Consider the following 13185-nt stretch of genomic DNA (forward strand, 5'->3'; position numbering starts at 1 on the left):
ATCAGTAGCGGACGTCGGCGGGTTGGTCGGAGAAGGGCAGGCCGGCCGACCGCCACGCCTCCACTCCGCCGATCATGTCGGTCGCCCGGTGCAGGCCCAGGGCGCGCAGGCTGGCGGCGGCGAGGCTGGAGCTGTAGCCCTGCCGGCACATCACCACGATCTCCAGGTCGTACCCGGTGGCCTCGGGGATCCGCCAGTCGCTGGCCGGGTCGAGCCGCCACTCCAGCACCGTCCGGTCGATCACGATGACGCCGGGCAGCTCGCCCTGTTCCCGACGCTGCGCGTCGGTGCGCGTGTCGATCAGGAGTGCGCCACGGCTCGCGGCCTGCACCGTCTCCTGCGGGGTCAACCGGGTCATGCCCGCGCGGGCCTGTTCCAGCAACGCCTCGACGCCGGGACTCATCACGGAATGGGACACGCCACGAGCATGCCGCGCGGTGCCCGGGCGTGCGATCCGAAGTGGCCCGGGACAACCCGATCGGTAACGTCGGTGTCCGTGGTGGTGGTCTTCGAGGCGTACGCCGGACTTGCGCGACGGGTGTTGGCGGGGCCGGCCCGGCTGGGGCGTACCCGGTTGGTGGCCGTCGACGGGCCCAGCGGCGCCGGCAAGACGGTCTTCGCGGCGCGCCTGGCCGATGCCCTCGCCGCCGCGACGCCCGACGCCACCCGGCCACCGGTGGTGCACACCGACGACCTGCTCGACGGATGGGACGACCAGCTCACCTTCTGGGACCGGCTGGAGGAGCAGGTGTTGGCGCCGGTACGAGCTGGGCGGGCCGGTGCCTACCGGCGCTACAGCTGGGTACGCCGGCGTTTCCTGCCCACGCCGGTGCCGGTGCCGGTCGCGCCGGTGCTGATCGTGGAGGGGGTCAGCGCGGCCCGGACGGCGGCCGTGGCGAGCTTGACCCTGGCGGTCTTCGTCACCGCCCCGCAGCCGCTGCGGCTGGACCGGGCGGTGGCCCGCGACGGTCCGGCGATCCTGCCGGAGCTGCGTCGCTGGCACATCACCGAACGCGCCCACTTCGCCGCCGACGGCACCGAGGCCCGGGCCGACCTGGTCGTCGAGGGCGCACCGGTGCTGCCGCACGCCGCCGAGCGCTACTACTGCCGACGCGGCTGACCGCACCGACCACACCACCCGCCGGCGTCCACCCGCCGCCGTCGGACCCGCCACGCCGGCCGCGCCGTCCGGTAAGGCCGGCATACGATGCCGGTCATGACCACACCGATCATGACCGAGTCCGACCTGCGGGAGGCCGTCGCGCGGGAGCTGCCCGGCGTACGGGCCGACCTGGAGCGCCTGGTCCGCATTCCCGGCATCGCCTTCGACGGCTTCGACCACGCGCACGTGGAGCGCTCCGCCGAGGCGGTGGCCGAGTTGCTGCGCGGCTGCGGCCTCGACGTCGAGGTGGTGCGGGCCGGTGGTCAGCCCGCCGTCATCGGCCGTCGGGCGGCGCCGCCCGGTGCCCCGACCGTGATGCTCTACGCCCACCACGACGTGCAGCCGATCGGCGACCCCACGTTGTGGGAGTCCGACCCGTTCGAGCCGGTGGAGCGCGACGGTCGGCTGTACGGGCGGGGTGCCGCCGACGACAAGGCCGGCATCATGGCGCACGTCGCGGCGCTGCGCGCGTACGGTGACCGGCTGCCGGTCGGCGTGGTCGTGTTCGTCGAGGGGGAGGAGGAGTACGGCTCCGACTCCCTGGAGCGGCTGCTCGCCGAGCACCGGGACAAGCTCACCGCCGACGTCATCGTGATCGCCGACTCGACCAACTGGGATGTCGGCGTACCGGCGCTGACCACGTCGTTGCGCGGCATCGTCAACTGCTTCGTGGAGGTGCGCACGCTGGACCACGCCGTGCACAGCGGCATGTTCGGCGGTGCCGTTCCGGACGCGCTCACCACCCTGGTCCGGCTGCTCGCCACGCTGCACGACGACGCCGGCAACGTGGCGGTGGCCGACCTGGTCGGCCGGGAGGCGGCCCGCGTCGACTACCCCGAGGACCGGTTCCGCGCCGAGGCCGGGCTGGCCGACGGCGTGCGGCTGTTCGGCACCGGCCGGATCACCGACCGGCTGTGGACCAAGCCGGCGCTCGCCGTGCTCGGCATCGACGCCCCGGCCACCGGCGAGGCGCCGAACGCGCTGGTTCCGGCGGCCAAGGCCAAGCTCAGCGTGCGGCTGGCGCCGGGCGACGAACCGAAGCGGGCGTACGCGGCGCTCCGCGCCCACCTGGAGCGGCACGCACCGTGGGGCGCGCAGGTCGAGGTGACCTTCGAGCACGACGGTGCCCCCTGCGTCATCGACGCCAGCGGCCCGATGTTCGACGCGGCCCGATCGGCCTTCCGGACCGCCTGGGACGGCACCGACGCGGTGGAGATCGGGGTCGGTGGCTCCATTCCGTTCATCGCCACGTTCCAGGAGATGTTCCCGCAGGCGGCGATCCTGGTGACCGGGGTGGAGGATCCGCACGCCCGAGCACACGGGCCGAACGAGAGCCTGCACCTGGGCGAGTTCGCCCGGGTCTGCCTCGCCGAGGCGTTGCTGCTGGCCAGAGTGGCTGAGGTGGGTCGAGGGTGAACCCGTAACTTCGCACCGACGGTAGCCGTTTCCGGTGTGTCGGACGCGGGGCTGTTGTAGCCTCTCGAACATGCGTACGAATGAGGTTCTGGCCCGCCTGGAGGCCGCCGTCATCGCTCTGGGGGACGTCGACGTCTCCGCGTGGCCCGAGGACACGCTGAAGGAACAGCTCGGCGAACTGTCCGCCGCGCTGGTCGCCCTGGATGCGTCGCTGTCGCGCATCGCCGACGGTGTCCGCGCCCGGGGGCTGCGGATCGAGGAGCCGGTGCCGGCCTGACGTCGGCGACCGCCGGGCGGCGGGGTGGCTGGACGGACGGTCCCGCGAGGGCGGCCGGGCCACCCTGTCGGGACCACCGAGAAGGTCGGGCCGTCCGCAGGTGGCGCCGGTTGTCGGTGGTGGCTGGCAGGATGAGGTCGTGCGGTTCCTGGACCTGGCTGCCACCTCCGCGGCCGTCGGCGCCACCAGCGGTCGTCGGGCCAAGGTGGAGCTGCTCGCCGATGCCTTGCGGCGGCTCGACCCGCCCGAGGTGGCGGCGGGCTCCGGTTGGCTCGCCGGCGAGCTGCGCCAGCGGCAGACCGGGGTCGGCTGGGCCAGCCTGCGCGACCTGCCCCCGCCGGCGACCGAACCGACGCTCAGCGTGTCGGCGGTGGACGCCGCGATCGACGAGATCGCGGCCGTGCACGGCGCCGGGTCGCAGGCTCGCCGCCGGGCCCTGGTGCACGCCCTCTACGCGGCCGCCACCGCCGACGAGCAGCGCCTGCTGACCGGCCTGTTCCTCGGCGAGCTGCGGCACGGTGCCCAGGCCGGGCTGCTCGCCGACGCGGTCGCCCGGGCAGCCGGGGTGCCCGTCGCCGTCGTACGCCGGGCGCTGCTGCTCGCCGGCGACCTGCGGGCGGTGGCGGTGGCCGCTCTCGGCGGCGGGGCGAGCGCGCTCGCCGAGTTCGGTCTCCGGGTGGGTCGACCCCTGGCGCCGATGCTGGCGCAGAGCGCGTCCACCGTCGACGAGGCGCTCGCCGCCACCGGGGTGCCCGCCGTGGTCGACGTGAAGCTCGACGGCATCCGCATCCAGGTGCACCGCAGTGGTTCCGACATCGCCGTCTTCTCCCGCAGCCTCGACGAGATCACCACCCGGGTGCCCGAGGTGGTCGCCGCCGTGCGTGCCCTGCCCGCCCGGGAGATCGTCCTCGACGGGGAGGCCATCGGGCTGGACGCCGCCGGCCGGCCGCTGCCGTTCCAGCAGACGTCCAGTGCCGCCGCCCGCCGGGCCGGGTCCGCTGGTCCCGCCGCCGGGGCACCGGTCGCGCCGGCGGTGCGCGCCGCCGCCGAACGGACCGGTGAGACCGTGCTCACGCCATACTTCTTCGACCTGCTGCACCTCGACGGGGTGGATCTGATCGACCTGCCGGGCCGGGAGCGGTGGGCGGCACTGCGCGGCACGGCCGACGCGTCGCTGCTGGTCGGTCGGATGGAGGTGGACGACCCGGAGCAGGCCGGCGAGGCCTTCGCCGCCGCACTGGACGCCGGCCAGGAGGGCGTGGTGGTCAAGGCGCCCGGCGCGCCCTACGACGCCGGTCGGCGTGGCGCCGCCTGGGTCAAGGTGAAGCCCCGGCACACCCTCGACCTGGTCGTGCTCGCCGTGGAGTGGGGCAGTGGCCGACGCACCGGGTGGTTGTCGAACCTGCACCTGGGCGCTCGTGACCCGGGCACCGGCGGGTTCGTGATGCTCGGCAAGACCTTCAAGGGGCTCACCGACGAGTTGCTGCGCTGGCAGACCGAACGCTTCCTCGGCCTCGCCGTGGACCGTGGCGACTGGGTCGTCCGGGTCCGACCCGAGCAGGTCGTGGAGATCGCCTTCGACGGCGTGCAGAGCAGTACGCGCTATCCCGGCGGGGTGGCCCTGCGGTTCGCCCGGGTGGTCCGCTACCGGGACGACAAGACCGCTGCCGAGGCCGACACCATCGACGCCGTCCGGGCTATCCACGCGGGCCGCCGGCCCGGCTGAGTGGTCAGGTGACGGCGGGGGTGCCGGAGTCGGCGGCCCGGTCGCGGGGGCGTTCGTCGACCACGCCGGCGAGCCGGCGGGCCTCACGGCGCGCGGTCCAGCCGTAGCCGACCAGGGTCATCGCCGCGAAGATCCACCACTGGACGACGTAGCCGAGGTTCTGCCAGTTGTTGGTGTGGCCGATCGACACGGCCCGGAACGTCGGGTCGGCGGCCGGCGTCTGCTCGTCCAGAAGCACGTACGCGCCGTGCACCGGGTAGGGCAGCTCGCCGGCGAGCTGAGGCACGGAGACCCGGCGGCTCTCCAGGCGGCCCTCGCGGCGGGACACCTTGGCGTCGCCGCTCTCGCTCGCGTGCACCCGACCCTCGACGGTCACCTCACCCGCCGGCGCCGGTGGCACGTCCGGCTGCGCCACCGCCCCGCCGGGGGCGGGTGGGATCCAGCCTCGATCCACCAGGACGGCGGTGCCGTCGGTGAGCAGCAGCGGGGTGACCACCTCGAAGCCGACCCGGCCCTCAGCCGTGCGGCCCCGCACCAGGACGATGTTGCCGGCGTCGTACCGGCCGGTCACGGTGACCCGGGTGAAGGTCCGCTCCTCCGCCGGTGGCGCACCGACCGTGCCCGGGCCACCGGTCGGCGCGGGCAGCGCCTCGCGCAGCGGCACGGGATCCATCCGCAGGCCGGCGTCGATGCGTTCGTTGATCGCGGTGCGGCCGTGGTAGCGGTCCAGCTGCCAGTTGCCGAGCAGCACCATCACCGTGGCGGCGGCCAGGGCCAGCACGAGCAGGCCCAGCCAGCGCGGGGTCAGCAGGAACCGGTACACGCCACGAGGTTACCCGTGTGACCGCCGCCACTGCGCCGAGCCGTCGGGGCGTCCGCGCGTCGTTGTCGGCGCCGGGCTGCCGCAGGCAGTGAGCCCGGCCGAATCCGACGACGCGGACCTCGTGGTGGCGGAGCGTACCCGCGTCGGGGCGGTCCGCCACCGACTGGCTGACCTGGCCCGGACAGTGCGGCGGAGGGTGCGTGTCCGGCGTCCGGTTCAGCTATCGTCACGCGGGCGGAGCGCGCCGACGGTCGGCACGCCGACCGCTCGCGAGGAGTCGATGATGACCGTCGTGCCGCGTCTGGTGCTCAGTGCCCCCTCCTCCGGGCACGGCAAGAACGCGCTGGCGATCGGTCTGCTCGCCGCGCTCGCCGACCGGGGCCTCGACGTGGCCGGCTTCAAGATCGGGCCCGACCAGGTGGATGCGGCGTACCTCGGGCTGGCCAGCGGCCGACCCGGGCGCACCCTGGACCCGCGGCTGGTGGGTGCCGAACGCGTCGCCCCGCTGCTGCTGCACGGTGCGCAGGGCACGGACCTCGCGGTGGTGCAGGGCAGCATGGGTCTGTACGACAGCCTGACCGGCCGGAGCGAGACCGAGTCGACCGCCGCCGTCGCCACCATGCTTCGCAGCCCGGTGGTGCTGGTGGTCGACGTCGCCGCGATGGGCCAGTCGGTGGCCGCCCTGGTGCACGGCTTCCGGGCGTACGACGAACAGTTGTGGATCGGTGGCGTGATCCTCAACCGGGTCGCCTCCGCCCGGCACGAGGCGCTGCTGCGGGAGGCGCTCGACGACATCGGCATGCCGGTCTACGGCGCGCTGCGCCGTCAGGATCTGCCCTCGGTGCTGCCGTCGCGCCGGCACGGCGTGGTGCCGGTGCTCGAACGCGCCGGTGAGGCCACCCGGGCGGTCCGGCGGTTGGGTGAGGCGGTGACCGCCACGGTCGACCTGGAGCGGCTGCTCGGGCTGGCCCGGTCGGCACCGGCGCTGGGCGTGCCGCAATGGTCGCCGCCGAACACGGCCGAGGCCGCCCCGGCCCGGCCCGCCGGCGCCGCTCCTGCCGTCGTGGCGCTGCTCGGCGGACCGGGCGGCAGCTTCAGTCACGCCGAGACGGCCGAGCTGTTGCGGGCCGCCGGTGCGGAGGTGATGACGCTCGACCCGTTCGCCGACGAGGCACTGCCGGCCGGCACCCGTGCCCTGGTGGTCGGCGGAGCACTGCCCGAGTCGTACGCGGAGCAGCTCTCCGCCAACCGGCGGCTCTGCATCGCGGTCGCCGAACTGGCCCGCACCGGCCGACCGGTGGTCGCCGAGGGCGCCGGCCTGCTCTGGCTGGCCCGCGAACTCGACGGGCTGCCGATGTGCGGGGTGATCGACGCGATCGGCAGCCTGCGGGACGGGCTGGTGGTCGGCTACCGGGAGGCGACCGCTCAGGGCGACAGCGTGGTCGCCGCCCGTGGTGACGTGGTGGTCGGGCACAAGGAGCACCGGGCGGTCCTCACCCCCCGGGGCGGGCAGCGTCCGGCGTGGAGCTGGCCCGGTGGCGCGCCGGAGGGGTTCATCTGGCGGGGTGTGCACGCCTCCCAGCTCGTGCCGCACTGGGCCGCGTACCCGCAGATCGCGACGCGGTTGGTGGCCGCCGCTGCGGCCGAGCCGGCCACGGTCCCGGTCGGCCCCGGCGGCGGTGTCCCGGCCGGGCCGGCGGGTGCCGCCCCGGGCGACCCGGCCGGTGCGGTGGCGTCCGAGCCGGTCGCCGGGCCGTCGGCCTGAGCATCAGCCGACGATCCGGTCCGACGGTGGCACGAAGTCCCGCTTGGGTTTGCCCTTCAGGGCGTCGCGGAGCGTGTTCGACACCGCCGCGATCGGGATCTGCGACTGGCCGTCACCCACCGCGTTGAACGGATTGTCGGGGTCGGAGATGAAACTGGCCGCCGCCAGTTCCGGCGTGTAGCCGACGAACCAGGCGGATCGCGTGCTGTCCGTCGTACCGGTCTTGCCGGCCACCGGGCGGCCCACCGTGCCGCGCACACTGTCGGCCGTGGACCAGCCGCCGCAACTGCCCTTGGCCGGGGTGTCGCCGGTGGGGCAACGGGCGGCGTCGGTGGCCGCGCGCGCCGCGTCGGCGCTGACCACCTGGCGGCAGCGTGGCTTGGCGACCTCCCGTTCGATGCCGCCGGGTGTGGTGTAGGTGGCCGGGGTGCCGTCCCGGTTGTAGATGGCGTTCACCGGCAGCGCCTCGCAGTAGCGCCCGTCGGCGGCGACCGCCGCGTAGGCGTTGGCCATCTCCAGCGGAGTGGCGTCGGAGACGCCCAGGGTGAACGCGCCCCACTTGTTGGCCTTCGCCGGGGAGGCGTGCTCCCGGTCCACGTCGGTACGCCAGCGCAGCCCCAGTTGCTCGGCGAGCCGGACGGCCCGTTCCGCCCCGACCTGCTCCTCCAGCCAGACGAAGTAGGTGTTCACCGACTTGCCGAAGCCGGACCACATGGTCTGCGTGCCGCTCATCGCGCCGCTGGCGTTCGAGGGCTGCCAGCCGTCGTAGACCTCGGAGCGGTAGCTGTGCGGCGCGTTGAAGGTGGTGCTGAGCGGCATGCCGGCGTCGAGGGCGGCCAGCATGGGGAACATCTTGAACGTCGACCCGGCCTGGTACCCGGGCAGGTCACCACCGCCCATCAGGGGTGCCACGGTGTTCGGGTAGTTGGCCTTGACGTCCGGTCCGGCCTCCGGGTTGGAGCTCAGCGGGTTCTCGTCCAGGTTGAGGGAGTAGGTGCGGTTCACCGCCATCGCCTTGACCCGGCCGGTGCCCGGTTCGGAGACCACGATGCCGTTGGCGAACGGGCTGCCGGTGTTCGACTCGGTGCCGACGTTCTTCTCCGCCGCCGCCTGGATCTTCGGGTCCATGCTCAGCACGATCCGATAGCCGCCCCGGCGTAGCTTGTCCAACCGCTGGAGCGGGTTCGCACCGAACGCCGGCTGGGCGCTCCACCAGTTCTTCAGGTAGTCGCAGAGGAACCCCCAGCTGTTCCACTTCTCGGGCACCGCCGCGCAGTCGTTCGGCGGATAGGTCAGTCGGAGCCGGATCGGCTCACCCTTCGCCGCCTGCGCGGAGTCCGGTGAGACGTAGCCGAGACGTGCCATGTTGTCCAGCACGTAGTTGCGACGGGCGGTGGCCTCCTTCTGGTCCGAGCTGGCCGGGTCGTACTGGGAGGGTGACTTCACCAGCCCGGCGAGGGTGGCCGCCTCGACGGCGGTCAGCTCCTTGGGGGTCTTCGAGAAGAAGATCTCGCTGGCGGCGTAGATGCCGTACGCGCGGTGCCCGAAGTACGCGGAGTTGAGGTACCGCTCCAGGATGTCCTCCTTGCTCAACTCCTTCTCCAGGTCGACCGCCATGCGCATCTCCTTGATCTTGCGCGTCGGGGTCTGCGCGGTGGCCTCCTGCACCTCCCTGGGGTTGGTGGCGCTGTCGCGCAGCGCCATCCGGACGTACTGCATGGTGAGCGTGGAGGCGCCCTGGGAGACGCCGCTGGAGCGGGCGTTGGCCACGAAGGCGCGGGCGACGCCCTTCGGGTCGACGCCGTGGTGCTGGTAGAAGCGGTTGTCCTCGGCGGCCACGATGGCCTGCTGCATGCTGGGCGAGATGTCCGACAGCTTGGTGTACTGCCGGTACTCCTCGAAGAACATGGTCAGCACGGTCCTGCCGTCGGGGGCGTACAGGTAGGAGGTCTCGGCGGGCAGGGCGGTGGTCAGCAGCCGGGTCTTGCTCTCCACGGCGTGCGCGGTGGCCTTGGCGCCGATACCGGTCACCGCGACGGCCGGGTACGCGGCGGCGGCGACGACGATGCCGGCGATCAGCCCGGCGCGGAGCAGTGGAACGAGACGACCAGCGGCAGCAAGGGGTCGGTAGCTCACCCCGTCAAGTTATGACATTTCCGATTCAAGCATGAGAAATACTCATGAAGTGATGCGTGGTGATGCGGCCCACCCGCCGGGTTGCTGTCGCCCGCGCCGCCTTCCCGGCAGGATCGCGGTCATGCATGGGCAGCTGAGCACGACACCCACAGCGGCGGCCGAACCGGATCTGACCCACCACGGTGACGCCGAGGTCGCCACGGGCCTGGTCGACCTCGCCGTCAACGTGCGACGCGCCCCGCTGCCACCCTGGCTGGCCGGACCGATCACCGCGTCGATGACCGACCTCGCCGCGTACCCGGACCCGCGCCCGGCACGCGCCGCCGTCGCCGCCCGGCACCGTCGCCCACCCGAGGAGGTACTGCTCACCGCCGGAGCCGCCGAGGGCTTCGTGCTGCTCGCCCAGGCACTGCGCGGGCTACGCCGGCCGGTGGTGGTGCACCCGCAGTTCACCGAGCCGGAGGCCGCGTTGCGGGCTGCCGGACACCCGGTGGAGCGGGTGCTGCTCGACGCGGCGGACGGTTTCCGGCTCCACCCGGATCGGATACCCGCCGACGCCGACCTGGTGATGATCGGCAACCCGACGAATCCCACCTCCGTGCTGCATCCCGCCGCCGACCTCGCCGCGCTGGCCCGCCCCGGTCGGGTCCTCGTGGTCGACGAGGCGTTCGCCGACACCGCCGCCAGGACCGGCGTACCCGGCGAACCCGAATCGCTTGCCGCCCGCCGGGACCTGCCGGGACTGCTGGTCGTGCGCAGCCTCACCAAGACGTGGGGGCTGGCCGGACTGCGGATCGGCTACCTGCTCGGCGAGGCCACCCTGCTGCGCCGACTGGCCGCCGTACAGCCGCTCTGGGCGGTTTCCACCCCGGCGCTGGCCGCCGCCGAGGCCTGTGCGGGTCCCGAGGCGGCCCAGGCCGAACGGGCCATCGCCGAGCAGCTCGCGGCCGACCGCGAACATCTGGTCGCGCGGCTGTCGGCCCTGCCCGGGATACGCGTGGCCGGTCGTCCGGCCAGCGCCTTCGTGCTGGTACGGATCTCCGGCGCTGACCGGATCCGGGACCTGCTGCGGGCGCGTGGCTGGGCGGTACGCCGGGGTGACACGTTTCCCGGACTCGGTCCGGACTGGCTGCGGATCGCAGTTCGGGATCGGACGACCACCGACGCTTTCACCACCGTGCTGGCCGAGATCATGGAGGCATGATGCTGGACAACACCATCGCGGCCGTCGGCCCGCTCGACGAGTCGGCGATGACCGCGGCGCGGCAGTTGCAGGCGCGCCTGACCAAGCCCGCCGGTTCGCTCGGCGCCCTGGAGGAGCTGTCCGTACGCCTCGCCGGCCTGGCCGGCAGCTGCCCGCCACCGGTGCCCGACCGGGCGGCGGTGGCGATCTTCGCCGGTGATCATGGCGTGCACGCCCAGCGGGTCAGTCCCTGGCCGCAGGAGGTCACCGGGCAGATGGTGGGTAACTTCCTGGCCGGTGGAGCGGTGGTCAACGCCTTCGCCCGGCAGGCGGGCGCCTCGGTGACCGTGATCGACGTCGGGGTGGCGACCCCGCTGCCGGTGGCCGACGACCACCCGGACGGTTCCGGTGGCCCGCACGGCGCACCGGAACCGGTGGTGCCCCGGCTGGTGAACGCACCGGTCCGGCGCGGTACCCGGGACATGACCGTCACCGCCGCGATGACCCGGCAGGAGGCACTGGCAGCGGTCGAGGTCGGCATCGGCGTCGCCGGGGACCTGGCCGACGCCGGCGCCGGAATTCTGCTGACCGGTGACATGGGGATCGCCAACACCACCCCGGCCGCCGCCCTGATCGCCGCCTTCACCGGGGCCGACGCCGCCGAGGCCACCGGCCGGGGTACCGGCGTGGACGACCCGACCTACCAGCACAAGATCGAAGTGGTCCGGGCCGCGCTGCGCCGGCACGAACCCGACCCGGCGGATCCCCTCGGTGTGCTGGCCGCAGTCGGTGGGTTGGAACACGCCGCCCTGGCCGGGTTCGTGCTCGGCGCCGCGGCGCGCCGCGTACCGGTGCTGCTGGACGGGGTGATCGCGGTCTCCGCCGCGCTTGCCGCGGCGGCCTTCGCCCCGGATTCCGTGGCAGCCATGGTCGCCGGTCACCGTTCCGCCGAGCCCGGCGCGACGGTCGCGCTGCGCCAGCTCGGCCTCACCCCCCTGATCGACCTCGGACTGCGGCTCGGCGAGGGCACCGGTGCGTTGCTGGCTCTCCCCGTGGTCACCGGCGCGGTCCGGGTGCTGCACGAGGTGGCCACCTTCGACTCCGCCGGGGTGGCCGAGAAGTGAGCGAGCGAACCCTTCGGGCTGCCGCCCGCTTCGCCGGGCACCACCGGTGCGCGGAGCGAGGCGGCCTGAGCGCGCGTGCGATGAAACGATCAGGCCCAGCAGTGGCCGCGCCCCGCCGCTGCCCGGCGAAGCGGGCGGCAGCGTGAGCAACAATTCCTATCCCCTCGGGCTCCGGCTGGCCGGACTCCGCGTGGTGGTGGTCGGCGGGGGAGCGGTGGCCACGCGGCGGGTCCCGGCGCTGCTCGACGCGGGCGCGGACGTACTGCTGGTGACGCCGGAGATCACCCCGGCGCTGCGCGCGCACGTCGACGCAGGGCGGCTGCGCTGGGCGGCACGCCGGTTCACCCCGGACGACCTCGACGGCGCCTGGCTGGTGCAGGTCGCCATCGACGACCCGATCGCCGCCGCGGAGGTCAGCGCCGCCGCCGCCCAACATCGGATCTTCTGCGTACGCGCCGACGACCGGAACGCGGCGACGGCCTGGACCCCGGCCGTGACCCGGTACGGCCCGGTCACCGTCGCGGTGCACGGCGGCGGCGACCCACATCGCGCGGTGAGCGTCCGCGACGCCATCCGTACCCTCCTGCAACACGAGCGGAAGCCGCTGGAGCCGGCCGAGCCGGAAACCCCGAACCGTCCCGCAGACGGGGGCGGTCGTCCCGGTCGGGTCGCCCTGGTGGGTGCCGGACCCGGTGACCCGGAGCTGATCACCCTCCGTGGGTGGCGGCTGCTCAGCGAGGCCGACGTGGTGGTCGCCGACCGGCTGGTGCCCGGACTGCTCCTGGACGAACTGCGCTCGGGCGTGGAGCTGGTGGACGCCTCCAAGATCCCCTACGGCCCGTCCCGGACGCAGGAGGAGATCAACCGGATTCTGGTGGACCGGGCGTTGGCGGGCGCCTTCGTGGTCCGGCTCAAGGGCGGTGACCCGTACGTCTTCGGCCGGGGCGGCGAGGAACTGCTGGCCTGCGCGGCGGCCGGAGTGCCGGTCACCGTGGTACCCGGGGTGACCAGCTCGATCGCCGCACCGGCCGCGGCGGGCATTCCGGTCACCCACCGGTCGGTGGCACACGAGTTCACCGTCGTGTCCGGGCACGTCGCGCCGGAATCGCCGGACTCACTGGTCCGCTGGGAGGCGCTGGCCGGGCTACGCGGCACGCTGGTGATCCTGATGGGCCTGAAGAACCTACCGTCGATCGCCAGCACGCTGCTGGCGCACGGACGGGCGGCCGGTACGCCGGCCGCGGTCATCCAGGAGGCCACCACCGGCGGTCAGCGGATCGTCCGCGCCACGCTCGGCGAGGTGGCCGAGGCGGTGACCGCTGCGGGGTTGCGTCCGCCGGCGGTGGTCGTGGTCGGTGACGTGGTCGAGGCACTGGGGGCGGCCGGGCTGGACTGAGCGTTTGCTCTGGGGGTTCCGGCTTATTCGGTGGGGCTTGGTTGTGTCCGGGTTCTTGGGTGGTTGCGGTGGGGGGGGGGGGGGGGGGGGGGGGGGGCGGGGGGGGGGGGGGGGGGGGGGGGGGGGGGGGGCGGGCGGCCCCCCGCCCGCGGCCGGCCCGGGCGCGCGCGCGGGGGG

General features: G+C 74.0%; 10 protein-coding genes and 1 pseudogene. 8 read left to right on the forward strand and 3 right to left on the reverse strand.

The genetic code is table 11. The annotated features are described in order from the left end of the window. Position 1: 1 nt before the first annotated feature. Positions 2-403 carry a rhodanese-like domain-containing protein gene (locus tag V5O40_RS20170; RefSeq protein ID WP_332906923.1) on the reverse strand — a complete coding sequence of 134 codons (402 nt, stop codon included), beginning with the start codon at positions 401-403 and terminating at the stop codon, positions 2-4. Between V5O40_RS20170 and V5O40_RS20175 the strand changes: the two are divergent. The 4 genes and pseudogenes from V5O40_RS20175 to V5O40_RS20190 form a co-directional block, all read left to right on the forward strand. Then, a pseudogene (locus tag V5O40_RS20175) lies at positions 338-1242 on the forward strand (uridine kinase family protein); the annotation flags it as partial. The gene V5O40_RS20170 and the pseudogene V5O40_RS20175 sit on opposite strands and share 66 nt — an antisense overlap. Beyond that, positions 1232-2578: a dipeptidase gene (locus tag V5O40_RS20180; RefSeq protein ID WP_332906925.1), complete on the forward strand. Its 1347-nt coding sequence runs from the start codon at positions 1232-1234 to the stop codon at positions 2576-2578. The pseudogene V5O40_RS20175 and the gene V5O40_RS20180, both read left to right, overlap by 11 nt. Before the next feature lie 70 nt (positions 2579-2648). Continuing rightward, positions 2649-2855 carry a hypothetical protein gene (locus V5O40_RS20185; RefSeq protein WP_093410448.1) on the forward strand — a complete coding sequence of 69 codons (207 nt, stop codon included), beginning with the start codon at positions 2649-2651 and terminating at the stop codon, positions 2853-2855. A gap of 139 nt (positions 2856-2994) precedes the next feature. After that, positions 2995-4581: an ATP-dependent DNA ligase gene (locus tag V5O40_RS20190; protein ID WP_332906917.1), complete on the forward strand. Its 1587-nt coding sequence runs from the start codon at positions 2995-2997 to the stop codon at positions 4579-4581. Positions 4582-4585: 4 nt separating this feature from the next. Here the strand turns inward: V5O40_RS20190 and V5O40_RS20195 are convergent, their stop codons facing one another. Continuing rightward, on the reverse strand, positions 4586-5404 hold the full coding sequence (locus tag V5O40_RS20195; RefSeq protein ID WP_332906918.1) for an SURF1 family cytochrome oxidase biogenesis protein: 819 nt from the start codon (positions 5402-5404) through the stop codon (positions 4586-4588). 283 nt (positions 5405-5687) lie between these two features. Between V5O40_RS20195 and V5O40_RS20200 the strand changes: the two genes are divergently transcribed. Next, a complete protein-coding gene (locus V5O40_RS20200; RefSeq protein ID WP_332906919.1) occupies positions 5688-7169 on the forward strand; it encodes a cobyrinate a,c-diamide synthase in 1482 nt (493 codons plus the stop codon). A 3-nt stretch (positions 7170-7172) separates the two neighbouring features. Here the strand turns inward: V5O40_RS20200 and V5O40_RS20205 are convergent, their stop codons facing one another. Further along, positions 7173-9305, reverse strand: coding sequence for a transglycosylase domain-containing protein (locus V5O40_RS20205; RefSeq protein WP_332906920.1), 2133 nt, complete (start codon positions 9303-9305; stop codon positions 7173-7175). Between the two features lie 121 nt (positions 9306-9426). Between V5O40_RS20205 and cobC the strand changes: the two genes are divergently transcribed. The 3 genes from cobC (at position 9427) to cobA (ending at position 13008) form a co-directional block, all read left to right on the forward strand. Then, complete coding sequence (cobC, locus tag V5O40_RS20210; RefSeq protein ID WP_332906921.1) at positions 9427-10509, forward strand: Rv2231c family pyridoxal phosphate-dependent protein CobC; 1083 nt, start codon at positions 9427-9429, stop codon at positions 10507-10509. Continuing rightward, complete coding sequence (cobT, locus tag V5O40_RS20215) at positions 10509-11612, forward strand: nicotinate-nucleotide--dimethylbenzimidazole phosphoribosyltransferase (RefSeq protein WP_332906926.1); 1104 nt, start codon at positions 10509-10511, stop codon at positions 11610-11612. Before cobC ends, cobT begins: the two co-directional genes overlap by 1 nt. Before the next feature lie 142 nt (positions 11613-11754). Continuing rightward, on the forward strand, positions 11755-13008 hold the full coding sequence (gene cobA, locus V5O40_RS20220; RefSeq protein ID WP_332906922.1) for a uroporphyrinogen-III C-methyltransferase: 1254 nt from the start codon (positions 11755-11757) through the stop codon (positions 13006-13008). The last annotated feature ends 177 nt before the right edge of the window (positions 13009-13185 follow it).

Origin of the sequence: Micromonospora palythoicola, assembly GCF_036689795.1 — a bacterium.
Taxonomy (GTDB): Bacteria; Actinomycetota; Actinomycetes; order Mycobacteriales; family Micromonosporaceae; genus Micromonospora; species Micromonospora palythoicola.